General features: G+C 70.2%; 16 protein-coding genes and 1 riboswitch. All 16 genes read right to left on the bottom strand.

Annotated features, from left to right (window positions below; translation table 11 throughout):
• Positions 1-486: a 6,7-dimethyl-8-ribityllumazine synthase gene (gene ribH / locus JHC79_RS06760; protein ID WP_296389395.1), complete on the bottom strand. Its 486-nt coding sequence runs from the start codon at positions 484-486 to the stop codon at positions 1-3.
• The gene (locus JHC79_RS06765; protein ID WP_296389396.1) at positions 483-1757 is read right to left on the bottom strand and encodes a bifunctional 3,4-dihydroxy-2-butanone-4-phosphate synthase/GTP cyclohydrolase II; all 1275 of its coding nucleotides are present in this window, start codon (positions 1755-1757) and stop codon (positions 483-485) included. The genes ribH and JHC79_RS06765 overlap by 4 nt, the downstream gene beginning before the upstream one ends.
• Entirely contained in the window at positions 1754-2404 is a 651-nt protein-coding gene (locus JHC79_RS06770; protein WP_296389397.1) for a riboflavin synthase, read from the bottom strand. The genes JHC79_RS06765 and JHC79_RS06770 overlap by 4 nt, the downstream gene beginning before the upstream one ends.
• 55 nt (positions 2405-2459) lie before the next feature.
• Positions 2460-2624: riboswitch (FMN riboswitch) on the bottom strand.
• Positions 2625-2685: 61 nt separating this feature from the next.
• Complete coding sequence (gene ribD, locus JHC79_RS06775; protein ID WP_296389398.1) at positions 2686-3708, bottom strand: bifunctional diaminohydroxyphosphoribosylaminopyrimidine deaminase/5-amino-6-(5-phosphoribosylamino)uracil reductase RibD; 1023 nt, start codon at positions 3706-3708, stop codon at positions 2686-2688.
• Between the two features lie 2 nt (positions 3709-3710).
• Positions 3711-4391: a ribulose-phosphate 3-epimerase gene (rpe, locus tag JHC79_RS06780; protein ID WP_296389399.1), complete on the bottom strand. Its 681-nt coding sequence runs from the start codon at positions 4389-4391 to the stop codon at positions 3711-3713.
• A gap of 60 nt (positions 4392-4451) precedes the next feature.
• Complete coding sequence (locus JHC79_RS06785) at positions 4452-5834, bottom strand: transcription antitermination factor NusB (protein WP_296389400.1); 1383 nt, start codon at positions 5832-5834, stop codon at positions 4452-4454.
• 55 nt (positions 5835-5889) lie between these two features.
• Entirely contained in the window at positions 5890-6816 is a 927-nt protein-coding gene (gene fmt, locus JHC79_RS06790) for a methionyl-tRNA formyltransferase (protein ID WP_296389401.1), read from the bottom strand.
• Positions 6813-7394: a peptide deformylase gene (def, locus tag JHC79_RS06795; protein ID WP_296389402.1), complete on the bottom strand. Its 582-nt coding sequence runs from the start codon at positions 7392-7394 to the stop codon at positions 6813-6815. The genes fmt and def overlap by 4 nt, the downstream gene beginning before the upstream one ends.
• A 103-nt stretch (positions 7395-7497) precedes the next feature.
• A complete protein-coding gene (locus JHC79_RS06800) occupies positions 7498-9531 on the bottom strand; it encodes a primosomal protein N' (RefSeq protein WP_296389403.1) in 2034 nt (677 codons plus the stop codon).
• A 58-nt stretch (positions 9532-9589) separates the two neighbouring features.
• Entirely contained in the window at positions 9590-10819 is a 1230-nt protein-coding gene (gene metK / locus JHC79_RS06805) for a methionine adenosyltransferase (protein WP_296389404.1), read from the bottom strand.
• A 151-nt stretch (positions 10820-10970) separates the two neighbouring features.
• Positions 10971-12227 carry a bifunctional phosphopantothenoylcysteine decarboxylase/phosphopantothenate--cysteine ligase CoaBC gene (gene coaBC / locus JHC79_RS06810; protein ID WP_296389405.1) on the bottom strand — a complete coding sequence of 419 codons (1257 nt, stop codon included), beginning with the start codon at positions 12225-12227 and terminating at the stop codon, positions 10971-10973.
• Between the two features lie 30 nt (positions 12228-12257).
• Positions 12258-12557, bottom strand: a complete 300-nt coding sequence (rpoZ, locus tag JHC79_RS06815; RefSeq protein WP_296389406.1) for a DNA-directed RNA polymerase subunit omega — start codon at positions 12555-12557, stop codon at positions 12258-12260.
• Positions 12558-12639: 82 nt separating this feature from the next.
• A complete protein-coding gene (gmk, locus tag JHC79_RS06820; RefSeq protein WP_296389415.1) occupies positions 12640-13239 on the bottom strand; it encodes a guanylate kinase in 600 nt (199 codons plus the stop codon).
• Complete coding sequence (mihF, locus tag JHC79_RS06825; protein ID WP_188492521.1) at positions 13236-13553, bottom strand: integration host factor, actinobacterial type; 318 nt, start codon at positions 13551-13553, stop codon at positions 13236-13238. Before mihF ends, gmk begins: the two co-directional genes overlap by 4 nt.
• 373 nt (positions 13554-13926) lie before the next feature.
• Positions 13927-14763 carry an orotidine-5'-phosphate decarboxylase gene (pyrF, locus tag JHC79_RS06830; protein WP_296389407.1) on the bottom strand — a complete coding sequence of 279 codons (837 nt, stop codon included), beginning with the start codon at positions 14761-14763 and terminating at the stop codon, positions 13927-13929.
• Positions 14760-17545, bottom strand: a 2786-nt coding sequence (carB, locus tag JHC79_RS06835; RefSeq protein WP_296389408.1) for a carbamoyl-phosphate synthase large subunit, incomplete at its 5' end; no start/stop codon positions are given. The genes pyrF and carB, both read right to left, overlap by 4 nt.

A 17545-nucleotide genomic window follows, 5' to 3' on the forward strand; every position in this document is an offset into this window, starting at 1 on the left:
TCACCGCGGTGAGAGCTTCGCGAGCTCACCGAGAGTGATGGCCGAGGCCAGTGCCGCGGTGGCCGCCTGGGCGCCCTTGTCCTCGAACGAGTCCGGCAGACCGGCCCGGTCGAGCGCCTGCTGTTCGTTCAGCGTCGTGAGGACGCCGTTGCCCACCGGGGTGCTCTCGTCAAGCGACACCCGGGTCAGACCTGCGGTCACCGCGTCGCACACGTACTCGAAATGCGGTGTCTCACCACGGATGACGACACCGAGCGCCACCACCGCGTCATGTGTGCGCGCCAGCGCCTGGACCACCACCGGCAGCTCGATCGCCCCGGCCACCCGCACCACCGTCGGTGCGGAGATCTGGGCCGTCTCGGCGACGCGCAGCGCTCCGTCGAGCAGGGCGGTACAGATGGTGGCATGCCACTGCGACGCCACGATCGCCAGCTTCAGATCCGACGCCGCGGCGAGTTCGACGATCGGTTCGCCCGCCCCGCTCACGCCGACGTCCCGCCCGCGTTGGCGGCCGAACCCGATCCGAGGTCGTCGAGGCCGTCGAGATCGTGACCCATGCGGTCCCGCTTGGTGCGCAGGTAGCGGAGGTTCTCGGCGTTGGGCCGGACCGGCATCGGGACCCGCTCGGTGATGTGGAGGCCGTACCCGTCGAGCCCGACCCGCTTCGCCGGGTTGTTGGTGAGCAGGCGCATCGAGCTGACGCCGAGGTCGACCAGGATCTGTGCACCGAGTCCGTAGTCGCGGGCGTCGGCGGGCAGCCCCAGTTCGAGGTTCGCGTCGACGGTGTCCGAACCGCTGTCCTGGAGCTGGTAGGCCTGGAGCTTGTGCAGCAGGCCGATCCCGCGGCCCTCGTGTCCACGCATGTAGAGCACGATGCCCCGGCCCTCGGCGGCGACCATCTCCATGGCCGCGTCGAGTTGCGGTCCGCAGTCGCATCGCAGCGAACCGAAGACGTCGCCGGTCAGACACTCCGAGTGCACCCGCACCAGGACGTCGTTGCCTTCGCCGTCGGGTCCGGGGATGTCGCCGAGGACCAGGGCGATGTGTTCGACCTCGTCGTAGATGCTGGTGTAGCCGACGGCCCGGAACGTGCCGTGATCGGTCGGGATCCGGGCGTCGGCGATGCGCACCACATGCTTCTCGTGCCGACGACGCCACGAGATGAGGTCGGCGATCGAGATGAGCGCCAGGTCGTGTTCGTCGGCGAAGACCCGCAGCTCGTCGGTCTGGGCCATCGCGCCCACGTCCTTCTGGCTGACGATCTCGCAGATGACGCCGGCGGGTGCGAGATCAGCCATCCGCGCGAGGTCGACCGCGGCCTCGGTGTGACCGGGGCGCCGCAGCACCCCGCCCTCCTTGGCGCGTAGCGGGACGACGTGTCCGGGACGGGTGAAGTCGTTGGCGGTGCTCTCCGACGAGGCGAGCAGACGCATGGTCGCCGCCCGGTCCGAGGCGCTGATGCCGGTGCCGATGCCCTCACGCGCGTCGACGGTGACGGTGTAGGCGGTCCCGTGCTTGTCCTGGTTCACCGAGTACATCGGCGGCAGACCGAGACGGTCGCAGTCGGCGCCGTCGAGCGGCACACACAGGTACCCCGAGGTGTAGCGGACCATGAACGCGACCAGTTCGGGCGTCGCCTTCTCGGCGGCGAAGATCAGATCGCCCTCGTTCTCCCGATCCTCGTCGTCGACCACGACGACGGCCTTGCCCGCTGCGATGTCGGCGACTGCGCGCTCGACGGTGTCGAAGATCGTCACGATGCAACCTCGTCGTTGTGGTGGGAATCGTCGGAATGGGTCGAAGTGGCCGTGAGGCGCTCGACGTACTTGGCGATCACGTCGACCTCGAGGTTCACCACGGTGTCGACGGTCACGGTGCCGAGCGTCGTCATCGACAGGGTGGTCGGGATCAGGGAGATCTCGAACCAGGACAACTCCGCTCCGGGCTCGGATATGCCCGAGACGGTCAGGGAGACACCGTCGACGGTGATCGATCCCTTCTCCACGATGTAGCGCGAGGTGGCCGCGTCGATGCCGATACGGATGACGGTCCAGTTCTCGGACGGGTCGACCGACAGCACGTGTCCGACCCCGTCCACATGGCCCTGCACGATGTGTCCGCCGAACCGCCCACCTGCGGACATGGCCCGCTCGAGGTTGACCGGCGCCCCGGCGTCCAGGGAGGCGAGGCTGCTGCGGCGCAGGGTCTCGGCCATCACGTCGACGGTGAAGTCGTCGGCGGTGGGCTGGTCCACCACGGTCAGGCACACGCCGTTGACGGAGATCGAGTCCCCGTGTCCGGCGTCGCTGGTGACCAGTGGGCCGCGCACGGTGAACCGCGCCGCATCCACGAGGTCCTCGCGCGAGACGACGGTCCCGCGCTCTTCGACAATTCCGGTGAACACCAATGCTCCTCGAGTCGTCACGACTCAGGGCGATACGAACGCGGAATCCACCGCGGTGCGTTCTCTCTCATCCGGACTGTGACCGTCGGCTCCGGAGTCACACCGGATCTGCTGACCCCGTCCCTCCGACCGGTCGGTCGGTGGTCCGGGCGCTCGCGGGCTTCGCCGATTTCTCGCCGTCACCGCCGGTGGGGAATTGCACCCCGCCCTGAGAACTTCTTCTTCGACGCTAGCACAGCAAGACCTGCACCCCGCGCGCCCTCGACCGGCGAAAACGCCGGTCAGGGGGTTGAGGTCAGGGTGAGCAGAACGTCATCGCCGAGGATCTCCAGACCGGTACGGACGAAACGATGCGCATCGGTCAGCGTCTGCACCGAGCGGTCGTCGACCGCGGCCGCCCCGGCACCCAGGATCGTCGGCGCGAGATAGACCTGGACGCGGTCGACCAGACCCGCGGCGAAGAACGCGCCGAGGACGGTCGGCCCGCCCTCGACCTGGACGTGCAGTGCGTCGTCCAGCGCGTGCAGGACAGCGACGGGATCGTGTCCGGGGACGTGGACGGTCGGCGCCTCGGGGCCCAGGATCCGTGCATCGGGCGGGATGGGTCGATCACCCAGGACCACCCGGACCGGCTGGTGCCCTCGCAGGGTCCCGTCGGGGAACCGGGCGGTCAGCGTCGGGTCGTCGCGCGACACCGTGCCGGTGCCCACCACGATCGCGTCCAGTTCTTCGCGGTCGACGTGGACCCGTTCGCGCGCAGCCGATCCGGTGATCCACTGGCTGGTCCCGTCCGGTGCGGCGATGCGGCCGTCGAGGGTCGCCGCGATCTTGGCCGTGACGTGCGGTCGAGACGTCCGTTGCCGGAACAGCCACTCGCGCAGCGGACCGTGCGTGACGACGTCGCCGAGCAGACCCGCCTCGACCTCGACCCCGGCCGCACGCAGGGTCGTCGCTCCCCCGCCCGCACCCGGATTCGGGTCGTCGACGGCGTAGACCACACGCGTGACGCCCGCGTCGATCAGCGCGCGGGTGCACGGACCGGTGCGGCCGGTGTGGTCGCACGGCTCGAGGGTCACCACCGCCGTGGCGCCCCGGGCGCGAGCGCCGGCGTCTCGCAACGCCATGACCTCGGCGTGGGGGCCGCCGACGGGTTGGGTGTGTCCGCGCCCGACGACCCCGCCGGTGTCGTCGACGATGACCGCGCCGACCGGCGGGTTGGGCGAGCTCCGCCCGCGAGCCCGGACGGATTCGGCGATGGCCTCGCGCATCGCCGACTCGTGGCGTCGCGGTCCGCCGGTGGTCACGGTCAGCCGCGCGCCGCGAGTGCCTGCGCGCGGAGCTTCGACACCGCGACCGCGGGGTCGGCGGCGCCGTAGACCGCCGAGCCGGCGACGAAGCAGTCGACCCCGGCCTCCGCGGCCTGCTCGATGGTGTCGGCGTTGATACCGCCGTCGATCTCGACGAGAAGGCGCAGGGCGCCCGAGTCGATCCGCCTGCGGATGGTGCGGACCTTCTCGAGCACCTCCGGCATGAAGGACTGTCCGCCGAAACCGGGCTCGACGCTCATCACGAGCAGGGTGTCGAACTCGGCGAGGATCTCCAGGTACGGCTCGAGGTCGGTGCCCGGCTTGAGGCTCAGCCCCGCCTTCGCCCCGGCGGCGCGGATGTCCTTGGCGACGGCGATCGGATCGTCGGTGGCCTCGGCATGGAAGGTGACGTTGTGGGCGCCGGCCTCGGCGTACGGCGGCGCCCAGCGGGCCGGGTCCTCGATCATCAGGTGGCAGTCGATCGGGATCTCGGTGGCCTTGAGCAGGCTCTGGACCACCGGCAGTCCGAGGGTGAGGTTGGGGACGAAGTGGGCGTCCATGACGTCGACGTGCAGCCAGTCGGAGTCGCCGACCGCGTTGGCCTCGGCGGCCAGGTTGGCGAAATCGGCGGACAGGATGGACGGGGCGATCATCGGCTGGGCCGGACGGTCGGAAGACATGGCGGGAAGTCTATGCATCGCCGTGGGCGCGATCGGTATCACCTTGTCGCCCGGTGACGGTCAGGGACGGGTCAGGGCGGCCAGGAACATCGCGTCGGTGCCGTGGACGTGTGGCCACAGTTGGACGTACGGGCCGTCGCCGAGGAGGTCGTCGACCGGCACCAGGGGGCGGGCATCGACGGTGCGCGCCAGTCCTTCGGCGACCACCGACTCCACCACACCGACGGTCTCGGCCGGATGCGGCGAGCACGTCGAGTACACGACCACACCGCCGGGACGCACGAGTTCGAGTGCGGCGAGCAACAACTGGCGTTGCAGGGCGACGAGTTCGGGCACGTCGGACGGCGTGCGGCGCCACCGGGCCTCGGGACGTCGACGCAGCGAGCCCAGACCGGTGCACGGGGCGTCGACGAGGACGCGGTCGTACCCGGGGGTCAGTCCGCTGTCGCGACCGTCGGCGACGTGCACGGTGACGGGCAGTCCCTTCACCGATGTCCGCACCAGTTCGGCACGGTGCTCGGAGGGTTCGACGGCGTCGAGGGCGGCGTCGTCGATCTCGGCGAGGGCACCGATCATGGCCGCCTTCCCGCCCGGACCGGCGCAGAGGTCGAGCCAGCGTCCGGTGTCGTCCCCCTCGATCGGTGCGACGGTGACCGCGCGGGCCACCAACTGGCTGCCCTCGTCCTGGACGCCGGCCATCCCGTCCCGGACGGCGTCGAGCTTGCCGGGATCGCCGCCGGGCAGGTACACGCAGTACGGCGAGAAGGCCCCGACCTCTCCCCCGGTCGCCAGCGCCAGCTCCTCGGCACTGATCAGACCCGGACGCGCCGCGAGGTGCACGATCGGCCGTTCGTCGTCGGCGGCGAGCGCCGACTGCAGTTCACCGGCGCGCACGCCACCGTCCGGACCGGCCAGGGCGTCGGCGAAGACCTGTGCGATCCAGCGCGGATGGGCGTACCGGAACGCCAGGTGACCGACGACGTCGTCGGCCATCGACGGAGCGAGTTCCTCGGTCCACAGTTCCTCGTCGCGCTGGGAGATCTTGCGCAGCACCGCGTTGCAGAACCCGGCCGGGCCCTGGCCGGCCTCGCTGCGGATGAGATCGACCGAGGTCGAGACCGCCGCGTGGGCACCGATGCGCGTGCGCAGCAACTGGTAGGCGCCGAGCCGGAGGACGTCGAGCACCGGTCCGTCGATCTCGTCGACCGCCCGGCCCGCCGCCGACGCGATGATCGCGTCGAGCACCCCGGTGGCCCGGCACGTTCCGTAGGCGAGCTCGGTGGCCAGGGCGGCGTCGCGGCCGGTGATGCCCCGCTCACGGAGCAGTTTGGGCAGTACGAGGTTCGCGTAGGAATCGCGTTCGCGCACCGCTCGCAGCACGTCGCGCGCGGCCTTGCGAACCGGGTCGACGGCCTTGTCGCGGATGTGTGCCGGGCGGGTCATACGACCACCCCGTCGACCGGTGCGGACGTCAGAACGGACGCGTGGTCGTGGCGGATCATGACAGCACCGCGCCTGATTCGAGGTGCGCGCCGCGCGCCCAGTCGGCGGCGCCCATCGGCTTCTTGCCGGGTGGTTGCACCGTGCTCAGGCGGACCGGCGCCGTGCCGGTACCCACGAGGACGGACTTCTTCGACACCGCCAGTGCGCCCGCGGGCAGCGGTTCGTCGTCGGTCATGGTGACGGGGCCGATCTTCAAACGAACTTCTCCCAACTCGGTCCAACTTCCGGGAGCCGGTGTGGCCGAACGGATCTGACGATCGACGATGTGCGCGGGGCGATCCCAGCGGACGCGCGCGTCGGCGACGTCGACCTTGGGCGCGAGGCTGACCCCGTCCGGGGGCTGCGGCACCCCGACGAGCTCACCGCGCTCGATCCCGTCGAGGGTGGAGATGAGCAGGTGCGATCCGTGCTCGGCCAGTCGCTCGAGGAGGTCGCCGCTGGTGTCGGTGGGTCGGATCCGCTCGGTGAGCGTTCCGAACACCGGGCCGGTGTCGAGGCCGACCTCGATCTGGAACGTGCTGGCGCCGGTGATCTCGTCGCCCGCGGCGATGGCCGCCTGGACCGGGGCGGCGCCCCGCCACGCCGGCAGCAGCGAGAAATGCAGATTGATCCATCCGTGGCGCGGCAGGTCGAGCAGCGCCTTCGGTACCAGTGCGCCGTAGGCGACGACGGCACAGCAGTCCGGCGCCCATCCGGTCAGTGTCGCGACCGCCTCCGGCTCGGACAGCCGACGCGGGGTGATGACCTCGATGCCCGCCTCGTCGGCCAGGGTCCCGACCGGGGACCGCACGACCTTGCGACCACGGCCGGATTCGGCGTCGGGTCGGGTGATCACGCCGACGACCTCGTGATCGGGTGAGTCGAGCAGACGCCGCAACGACGCCACGGCGGGTTCAGGCGTCCCGGCGAAAACGACCCTCACTCGGCGACCCTGACTGTCTGAGACTCGGGCTCGTGGACCCACGTCGTCGGGTACGCGCCCGGATCGTCGCTGCTGGTGACGCCCGCGGCGAACCATTCGGACTCCCGGACCGCGCGCATGGCGCCCTTGCGGACACCTGCGTCGAGGCGTTGCAGGAACAGCACCCCGTCGAGGTGGTCGGTCTCGTGCTGGATGGCCCGGGCGACGATCTCCTCGGCGGTGAAGTGCAGCGGGACGCCGTCGCGGTTGACACCGCTGACCGTCACGATCGCGGCACGGGTGCACGAGGCCTGGATCCCGGGGATCGACAGGCAGCCCTCCGGACCGGTCTGGGTGTCGTCGCCCTCGGCCGACCAGACGGGGTTGACGATGTGTCCGCGCATTCCCCCGCAGTTGAACACGAAGACCCTCGACTCGACCCCGATCTGCGTCGCGGCGAGTCCGGCACCGTTGTGCCGGTCCATGGTCTCGAACATGTCGTCGATGAGACGGCCGAGCTCGGGGCCGAAATCGGTGACCTCGGCCGCACGGGTGCGCAGTACCGGATCGCCGAACAATCGGATGGGCACCACCGACACGTCTGCATCCTCTCCTCGTACCCGGCGCTGTGGTGCACCGGGCGCGTACGAGTCTATGGGCTCGACCGACCGCGGATCGACGCCGATCGAACCGCGGCCGACGTCAACCGATCGTGGGCGGGTCGACCTGTACCCGCAGCGCTCCGGCGTCGTGGTGGGTGGTGCGTGCGATCTGCGCGTCCCGCAGCGCGCGGACCAGTTCGCGACCCTCGGAACGGTTGACGCGCAACAGGATCCGCGCGACGTCACCACCGTCGGTCGTGCGGTCGCTGCCGGCGGGCGGTCGGGCGTCGGGCGGGAGGTCGACCGGTCCGAGGACCTCGCCGGTCGAAGGCAGGGCCACCGAGTCCGCGAACGCGGCGATCGACGTCGCCGCGCCGTCGACCGACGCCATCGTCACCGCGGGCGGTAGTCCGAGCTCGGCACGCTGTCGGACCTCGTCGACGGCGAAACCGACCGCGTCGAAACGGATGGCGGCCTGGACCACCGGGATCCCGGCGTCGGCCACGATGACCGCGGTGCCGTTGTCGGACGCAGAACGGACGAGGGTGATCGCGGCGAACCAGCGGCGCAGGGTCTGCTCGCCCGCGCGGAGATCGGGACGGTCCATCTGCGCCCACGTGTCGAGCAGCACCGCCGCGCCGTATCCGCCCTCGGCGACGGGTTCGGCCCCCGGGGTCGAGACGACCACACGCGCACCGGTGGGAACGGTGTCGACCATGTGGTCGCCGCCGGAGGTGATCACCGGCACGCCCGCGAACGCCTTGCCCAGTTCCTCGGCTGTGCGCCTCGAACCGGAGGTGAGGGCGCGCAGGTGGGTGTCGCCGCACTCCGCGCACCGGAACGACGACTCGTGGTGTCCACACCACCGGCAGGTGATCCGGACGGGTTCACCGCGAGCGGTCGGGCCGTCGGCGTACATCGGGCCGCGGCACCGGCGGCAGCGGACACGCGTTCGGCAACGTTCACACGCCAGGGACGGGTGGTAACCGCGCCGCGGCACGCTGATCAGCACCGGGGTCTGCGCGGCCAGCGCGGCGCGGGCGGCGTCGAAAGCGATCTCCGGGATACGTGCGACCCGGGCGTTGGGGTCGCGGGTGACGCGGCGGTCCTCATCGCTGATCGCGAGGATCCGGGGCGCGTGGGCGCGGACCGTCGCGCGGTCGGCGACGAGGTCGTGCATCCATCCGGAGTCGACGAGGGTCTGTGTCTCGGCGGTGCGGGTCAGCCCACCGATCACGAGCGCGCACCCGCTCTCGGCGGCGCGCAGGACAGCGACCTCCCGCGGATGGGGGTACGGCGCCCGGGGTTCGGTCAGGCTGTCGTCGCCGTCGTCCCAGACGACCATCAGCCCGAGGCGATGGACGGGTGCGAACGCGGTGCTGCGGGTGCCGACGACGACCATCGCCGTTCCGCGCAGCACCCGCAACCAGCGGCGGTAACGGGCGGCCGGCCCCAGCCCGGCCGACAGTGCGACGACCGTGTCCCCGATGGCCTCGCGACACGCGCGCTCGACGCGGTCGAGATCGCGCTGGTCCGGGACGACGATCAGGACGCCGTGGCCGGAGCGCACCGCATGGGTGGCCAGCTCGGCCAGTCGCAGCGACCAGTCCTCACCCGGCAGTGCCTGCCATGCGGCGCGGCCGGGTCCACCGGCACCGACCACGGTGGTGAAGGACTCCGCGTTGCGGTAGCGGGCCCACCCGGCCGGGTCCGGTGCGACCGGGACGGTGTCGGTGTCGGTGATGTCGGCAACCGGGGCCTGCTCGGTCCGCCCGTGCCGCGGGGGGATGGCCAACCGCAGCACGTCGGTCATCGTGCCCGCGTACCGGTCGGCGACGGCGCGACACAGCGCGGCGACCTCCGGGGTCAGGACGGGTTCGGGCGACACCACCCGGTCGAGCCACCCCAACTTGCCGGGATGCTCGCTCGTCTCGAGCCGTTCGAGGACGAAGCCGTCGACGAGACGTCCGGAGAACCGGACGCGCACACGCGCACCGGGGACCGCGGCCTCGTCCTGGTCGGTGTCGACCTGGTAGTCGAACGGCCGATCGAGGTGTGCCAGACCCAGCATGGGCAGCACGGACGCCACCGGCCGATGGGCGGCAGGCGTGCGTGTGGCAGCGCGTGCGCTCATCGATCGGTGGCGTCTGTGTGGATCGGGATCAGACGGACCGTCGTGACGGTCCGGGTCGTCACAGGCCGGCGGCCGCCTTCAGCTTGTCGGCGCGGTCGGTGTTCTCCCACGGGAGGTCGACGTCGGTGCGACCGAAGTGTCCGTAGGCCGCGGTCGGCGCGTAGATCGGACGCAGCAGGTCGAGGTCCCGGATGATCGCACCGGGACGCAGGTCGAAGACCTCGGCGATCGCGGCCTGGATCTTGGCCGGGTCCACGGTCTCGGTGCCGAACGTCTCGACGAACAGCCCGACGGGGGCGGCCTTGCCGATCGCGTAGGCGACCTGGACCTCGATGCGCTGCGCGAGACCGGCGGCGATCGCGTTCTTGGCCACCCACCGCATCGCGTACGCCGCACTGCGGTCGACCTTCGACGGGTCCTTGCCGGAGAACGCGCCGCCACCGTGACGAGCCATGCCGCCGTAGGTGTCGACGATGATCTTGCGGCCGGTCAGGCCGGCATCGCCCATGGGGCCACCGAGGACGAACTTGCCGGTCGGGTTGACCAGCAGACGCACGTCGGAGGTGTCGAGCGTCGGGAGGTCGAGATCGGCCAGCACGGTGTCCACGACGTGGGTCTTGATGTCGGGGGTGAGCATCTTGATCAGGTCGATGTCGGCGGCGTGCTGGGTCGACAGGACGACGGTGTCGAGACGGACCGGCTGATCGCCGTTGTACTCGATGGTGACCTGGGTCTTGCCGTCGGGACGCAGGTAGGGCAGCGTGCCGTTCTTGCGTACCTCGGTGAGGCGACGCGACAGGCGGTGGGCCAGCGCGATCGGGACCGGCATGTACTCCGGGGTCTCGATGGTGGCGTAGCCGAACATCAGGCCCTGGTCGCCGGCGCCCTGCTTGTCGATCTCGTCGGTCTCGCCGTCGACGCGTGCCTCGTAGGCGTTGTCGACACCCTGGGCGATGTCGGGCGACTGCGCGCCGATCGCGACGTTGACGCCGCACGAGGCACCGTCGAAGCCCTTGGACGAGGAGTCGTAGCCGATCTCGAGGACCTTGTCGCGCACGATCTTCGGGATGTCGGCGTAGGCGGAGGTGGTGACCTCGCCCGCGACGTGGACCTGGCCGGTGGTGACCAGCGTCTCCACGGCGACGCGGGAGTGCTTGTCCTGCTCGAGCAGCGCGTCGAGGATCGAGTCACTGATGGCATCGCAGATCTTGTCCGGATGGCCTTCGGTGACCGATTCGCTGGTGAAGAGCCGGGAGGCTCCGGTGAGACGGTGGCCAGAACTGGTCATCATTTCCTCTCGAGATTGCACGGCAGTGGTCAGTGGTGGTGACGGCAGGTGTGTACCCGCAGGTGTTCGTGTGTCCCCCGAGTAACGATTGTTCAAGGTACACATACCGGTGGCGGATCGGTGACCTGGCCAGCCGGTGTGACTGCGTTCCTCAGCTACATCGATCCACGGGTAGTAGATCGGTGACGGCGTCCAGTATTCGGCTCGCCATGAGTGTTTTCGATCCGAGCGGTAGCGCGGTCTCGGTCCCGGTGGCCGCCAGCAGCCAGCCGGTGTTGTCGTCGGTGCCGAACGCCTTGCCGTCGCCGACCGCGTTCACCACCAACAGGTCACATCCCTTGCGCGCCAGCTTCTCCCGACCGTGGTCGAGCACTCCCCCGGTCGCGTCCCCGGTCTCGGCGGCGAACCCGACGATGACGGTCGACGCGGCGACGTCGCCTGCGGTGCGCGCGGCGACGAGGGTGCGCAGGATGTCGGGATTGGTGGTGAGTTCGATCGGGGCCGGACCGGCCGCGCCCTTCTTGATCTTCGAGTCCGCGACGCTGACGGGACGGAAGTCGGCGACCGCGGCCGCCATGATCACCACATCGGCCTCGTCGGCGCGCTTGGCGATCTCGTCGGCCATCTGCGCCGCGGTCACCACCGGGATCAGCTCGACGCCGGACGGGACGGCCAGCTCGGCGGTGGCACCGGCGATCAACGTGACCGTGGCACCGCGGTGTGATGCCGCGCGGGCGAGCGCGAACCCCTGCTTGCCGGAGCTGCGGTTGCCGAGGTACCGGACGGGGTCCAGCGGTTCGCGGGTGCCGCCCGCGGTGATCAGGACCCGGGTGCCGCGCAGGTCGTAGGACAATGCGTCGGGGTCGGTGAGCAACACCTCGCCCATCAGGGCGATCTCCGACGGGTCGGGCAGTCGGCCCGCTCCGGTGTCCTTGCCGGTGAGTCGTCCCGAGGCCGGCGTCATGACGACGCCGCCGCGGGAACGGATCGTCTCGACGTTGTGCTGCGTCGCGGGGTGCTCCCACATCTCGGTGTGCATCGCCGGGGCGTAGAGCACCGGGCACCGTGCGGTGAGCAGGGTGGCGCTGAGGAGGTCGTCGGCGCGGCCGGTCGCGGTGCGGGCCATCAGGTCGGCGGTCGCGGGTGCCACGATCACCAGATCGGCCTGCTGGCCGATGCGCACGTGCGGGACGTGCTCCACGTCGTCGAACACCTCGGCGCTGACCGGGTTGCCGCTCAACGCCTCGAGGGTCGCGGCCCCGATGAACTCGAGGGCGGCACGTGTCGGGATGACCCGGACATCGTGCCCCGCCTCGGTGAAGTGCCGGATGACCGAGCAGGCCTTGTAGGCGGCGATCCCGCCGCCGATCCCGACGACGATTCGTCGCGACGTTCCGCTACCGCTCACGCCGCCTCGTCCCGCTCACCGCGAATGGGACTACTCGCCTTCGGTGTGCTCGAGCAGATCGGCGTGGATCTCCCGCATCGCGATCGAGAGCGGCTTCTCCTGCATGCCCGGCTCGACCAGGGGGCCCACGTACTCGAGGATCCCGTCGCCGAGCTGGTTGTAGTAGTCGTTGATCTGTCGGGCACGCTTGGCCGCGTAGATCACCAGGGCGTACTTCGACGACGCACGCTCGAGCAATTCATCGATGGGCGGGTTGGTGATGCCCAACGGGGTGTCGTAGGCCGGGGCGTCGGCGACGTCGGTCGGTTCGACGCTGGTCTGACTGCTCACGCAAAGTCCTCACTTCGTACTGTCTGTGACATCTCGTCGGTCGAAACGCACTGTTCAGGCGGGTGTACACGACGGTCGCCGATCACGGCGTCCGGGAATCCTCACGCCCGACCAGCAAGCTTACCAAGTTTTGCGCCACCCGGTCGACATCGTCGTTGACGATGACGTGGTCGAACTCGTGGGCGATGGCCAGTTCGGCCCGTGCGGTCTCGAGTCGGCGCTCGATGACCTCGGCGGTCTCGGTGCCTCGGCCGGTGAGGCGCTCGACCAACACCTCCCAGCTGGGCGGGGTCAGGAACACGGTGATGGCGTCGGCGAGTCGGGCCTGCACGGCGCGGGCACCGGCGATGTCGACCTCGACCAGGACCGGCGAACCGGCCTCCAGGGCCTCGAACACCGGTCGTGCGGGCGTGCCCGACCGTTGCAGGCCGCCGTGGATCTCCGCCCACTCCAGCAGGTCCCCGTCGGCGATCATCTGGGCGAACCGTTCGGCGCCGACGAAGTGGTAGTCGCGTCCGTCGATCTCGCCGGCCCGGGGCGCTCGGGTGGTGGCCGAGACACTGAAGACGAGGTCGGGCATCAGCTCGCGCAGACGACGCACGACGCTGGACTTGCCGACGGCGGAGGGGCCGACCAAAACAACCAGTCGACCCCTCCGAACGTCTGAGCTCAGGGCGTTCAGCCCTGGTCGAACTTGGCGAGCAGCGCCTTGCGCTGACGGTCGCCCAGGCCGCGCAGGCGGCGGGTCGGTGCGATCTCGAGCTCGGTCATGATCTCCTGAGCCTTGACCTTGCCGACCTTGGGCAGGGCCTCGAGCAGGGCGGACACCTTCATCTTGCCCAGGATCTCGTCGGACTCGGCGTCCTTGAGCACCTGCTGCAGATCGGTGCCGCCGCGCTTGAGCCGCTCCTTGAGCTCCGCGCGCACTCGGCGAGCGGCAGCCGCCTTCTCCAGAGCAGCAGCGCGCTGTTCAGGGGTCAACTGGGGAAGGGCCACGGGTTCCTCCGTATTCGTAGAACATGAGTCTTGTCGGAGCTGCGTTTCCGCAGCGTCTGCGACCGTACCGACGTGAACAGGGATTTGCGAGTCCCACCCCGGCATAAGTGCAGTACGGACGGTGTTGTAGGCGCACGGGCATCGATCCGGCGGATTTTCCGGCCACCGCGCCTCGCTGCACTCATCCGAGCACGGGAGTTGCTGTGCGGCAAGGGAACACGGTTACGTGGGTCGGTCCGCCCACGGCGAGCCGCGCGGGGTGCCCATGTGACGGATGTGACTGGTGTGCTGGGACCCGACCGGTGGATTCTCGTCGGGCCGCCGAGCGTGTCGTTTGGCGTTCTGAGCTGCGTCGGAGGGCAAGAGCACCGCGTCAGCCGCGCAGGTGGGCCTCGATGTCGTCACGCATGCGGGCCACCTCGTCGGACAACGCGGCGCGGTCGGGTCCGTGACGGAGGATCTCCCGCGAGACCGCAGGCAGCACCCACTCGTGCACCCCTGCGAAGATCGCGGCGACGTCTGCCGCCGTGCCACCCTGGGCCCCCACGCCCGGCGCCAGGATCGGGCCGCCGACCGCCTCGAGGTCGAGCCGATGGGCGCGGGTGGCCCCCACGACCAGCCCCACCGCGGCGGGACCCGTGCGGTTGCGTTCGGCGGCGGCGTCCACGATCGTCTGCGCGACACTGGTGGCGTCGCCGCGCGCGGTCTGGACCGAGGCGCCCTCGGGATTCGAGGTCCGCGCCAGGACGAACACGCCACGGCCGGTGTCCTGGGCGGCCCGGACAGCCGGTTCGAGCGATCCGAACCCGAGGTACGGCGACACCGTGACCGAGTCCGAGCACAACGGTGACCCCTCACGCAGCCACGCGCTCGCGTAGGCGTCCATCGTGGACCCGATGTCACCTCGCTTCGCGTCGGCGACGACCAGCGAGCCGCCCGCGCCGATCCCGGCGATGGCCTGCTCGAGCACGGCGAACCCCGCCGAGCCGAAGCGTTCGAACAACGCGACCTGAGGCTTGATCAACGCGGCGACCGGCGCCAGGGCCGCGACCGAGATCTCGGCGAACCGCCGCAGTCCGTCGATGTCGTCGGTCAGACCCCAGGCGTCGAGCAGACCCGGGTGCGGGTCGATGCCGACACACAGACGCCCCCGGTCGGCCACCGCGGTGCGATACCGGGTCGCGAAGTCCGCCGGCGCACCGACGCTCACGGGGTGCGCATGGCGCGGTGACGTTCCTGCAGCGACATCACGCCGATGTCACCCTCGATGGCGGCCTCGATGCCCTGCACGGCCGCGCTGGCACCCTGCACCGTGGTGATGCACGGGATGTTCACCGACACCGCGGCGCTGCGGATCTCGTAGCCGTCGATGCGCGGGCCCGAGTTGCCGAACGGGGTGTTGATGACCATCGACACCTCCCCGGCGCGGATGGTCTCGACGATCGTGCGCGCCCCCTCGGGCAGCCCGGTGTCGGAGTGCTTGTACACCTGTGTGCAGGCGATGCCGTTGCGCCGCAACACGTCCGCGGTGCCCTCGGTCGCGAGGACCTCGAAGCCCAACGCGGCGAGCCGCTTGACCGGGAAGATCAGCGCACGCTTGTCCTTGTTGGCCACCGAGACGAAGATCGCGCCGGAGGTGGGCAGGGAGCCGTACGCCGCGGTCTGCGACTTGGCGAAGGACCGGCCGAAGTCGGCGTCGATGCCCATGACCTCTCCGGTGGACTTCATCTCCGGGCTGAGCAAGGAATCGACCCCGCTGCCGTCGGCGCGGCGGAACCGGTTGAACGGCAGCACCGCCTCCTTGACCGCGATGGGCGCACCGACCGGCAGGTCGCCGCCGTCTCCGGTGGCCGGCAACAGTCCCTGCTCGCGCAGTTCGGCGATGCTCTCCCCCAGCATCACCCGGGCGCACGCCTTGGCCAGCGGCACCGCGGTGGCCTTGGACACGAACGGGACGGTGCGGCTCGCCCGCGGGTTCGCCTCCAGCACGTAGAGGATGTCGTCCTTGAGCGCGTACTGGACGTTGAGCAGTCCCTTGACGCCGATGCCATGGGCCAGCGCCTCGGTCGAGCGGCGCACCGCGGCCACGTCGGCGCGACCCAGGGCCACCGGCGGCAGCGCACACGCCGAGTCGCCGGAGTGGATGCCGGCCTCCTCGATGTGTTCCATGACGCCGCCGATGTAGACCTCGGTGCCGTCACACAGTGCGTCGACGTCGATCTCGACCGCGTCCTCGAGGAAGCGGTCCACGAGCACCGGGTGCTCGGCGGTCAGCTCGGTCGCGCGCGAGATGTACCCCTCCAGGGACGGCTCGTCGTAGACGATCTCCATGCCGCGGCCACCGAGGACGTAGGACGGTCGCACCAGCACCGGGTAGCCGATGTCGGCCGCGATCGCGCGGGCCTCGGGGAACGTCGTGGCCATGCCGTACTTCGCGGCGGGCAGCCCTGCGGCGTCGAGCACCTTGCCGAACTCGCCGCGGTCCTCGGCGAGGTCGATGGCCGCCGGGCTCGTCCCGACGATCGGGATGCCTGCCTCCTCGAGCCGCCGGGCCAATCCGAGCGGGGTCTGGCCGCCCAGCTGGACGATGACACCCACCACGGTCCCCGACGCGCTCTCGGCGTTGTAGACCTCGACGACGTCCTCGAAGGTCAGCGGCTCGAAGTACAGGCGGTCGGCGGTGTCGTAGTCGGTGGAGACGGTCTCCGGGTTGCAGTTGACCATCACCGTCTCGTAGCCGGCCTCCGACAACGTCGTCGCGGCGTGCACGCACGAGTAGTCGAACTCGATGCCCTGGCCGATGCGGTTGGGGCCGGATCCCAGGATCAGGACCTTGTCCCGCTCGGTCTGTGGCGCGATCTCGCTGGTCGCCGCGGGATCGATCTCGTAGGTCGAGTAGTGGTAGGGGGTCTTCGCCTCGAATTCGGCGGCGCAGGTGTCGACCGTCTTGTACACCGGCCGGACACCGAGCGCGCGCCGGTGCGCGGCCACGGCCGCGTCGTCGACGAAATCGCTGCGGAGAGCGGCGATCTGACGGTCGGACAGTCCGGTGGACTTCGCCTCGCGCAGGAGTTCGGCGTCGAGGGAGTCGGCCGCGCGGACGCGGCGTCCCAGCTCGCCCACGGCCTCGATCTCGGCGAGGAACCACGGGTCGATCTTGGTCGCGTCGAAGAGTTGCTCGACGGTGGCACCGAGGTCGAACGCGGCCATGATCTTGTAGAGCCGACCGTCGCGCGGGGTGGCGATGTCGGTGAGGATCTCCTCCAGGGAGTCCTCGGTGCCCGCGTCGGTCCAGAACCCGCCCGCCTTGGTCTCCATGGACCGCATCACCTTGCCGAGCGCCTCGGCGAAGCTGCGGCCCAGGCTCATCGCCTCGCCCACCGACTTCATGGTGGTGGTCAGCGTGTCGTCGGCGCCGGGGAACTTCTCGAACGCGAACCGCGGCGCCTTGACGACGACGTAGTCCAACGTGGGCTCGAAACACGCAGGGGTCTCGCCGGTGATGTCGTTGACGATCTCGTCGAGTCGGTAACCGACCGCGAGCTTCGCGGCGATCTTCGCGATCGGGAAGCCGGTCGCCTTCGACGCGAGCGCCGACGACCGCGACACGCGCGGGTTCATCTCGATGACGACCAGACGCCCGTCGGCGGGGTCCATCGCGAACTGGATGTTGCAGCCGCCGGTGTCGACCCCGACCTCACGCAGGATGTCGATGGAGAGGTCGCGCATGATCTGGTACTCGCGGTCGGTCAACGTCATCGCGGGCGCGACGGTCACCGAGTCGCCGGTGTGCACGCCGACCGGGTCGACGTTCTCGATGGAGCAGACCACGACGACGTTGTCCTTGCCGTCGCGCATCAGCTCGAGCTCGTATTCCTTCCACCCGAGGATGGACTCCTCGATCAGCACGTTGGCCGTCGGCGACGCGGCGAGTCCGCCGCCCGCGATGCGCTCGAGATCGGCGGCGTCGTAGGCCATGCCCGACCCCAGCC

The organism is Williamsia sp. (assembly GCF_016462415.1).
In the GTDB taxonomy this organism is placed as follows: Bacteria; Actinomycetota; Actinomycetes; order Mycobacteriales; family Mycobacteriaceae; genus Williamsia_A.

Coding starts and splice junctions, on each gene's coding strand:
- rpe (WP_296389399.1), bottom strand. CDS start 4,391: ATGTCTTCCGACCGTCCGGCCCAGCCGATGATCGCCCCGTCCATCCTG.
- JHC79_RS06785 (WP_296389400.1), bottom strand. CDS start 5,834: ATGACCCGCCCGGCACACATCCGCGACAAGGCCGTCGACCCGGTTCGC.
- JHC79_RS06800 (WP_296389403.1), bottom strand. CDS start 9,531: ATGAGCGCACGCGCTGCCACACGCACGCCTGCCGCCCATCGGCCGGTG.
- metK (WP_296389404.1), bottom strand. CDS start 10,819: ATGACCAGTTCTGGCCACCGTCTCACCGGAGCCTCCCGGCTCTTCACC.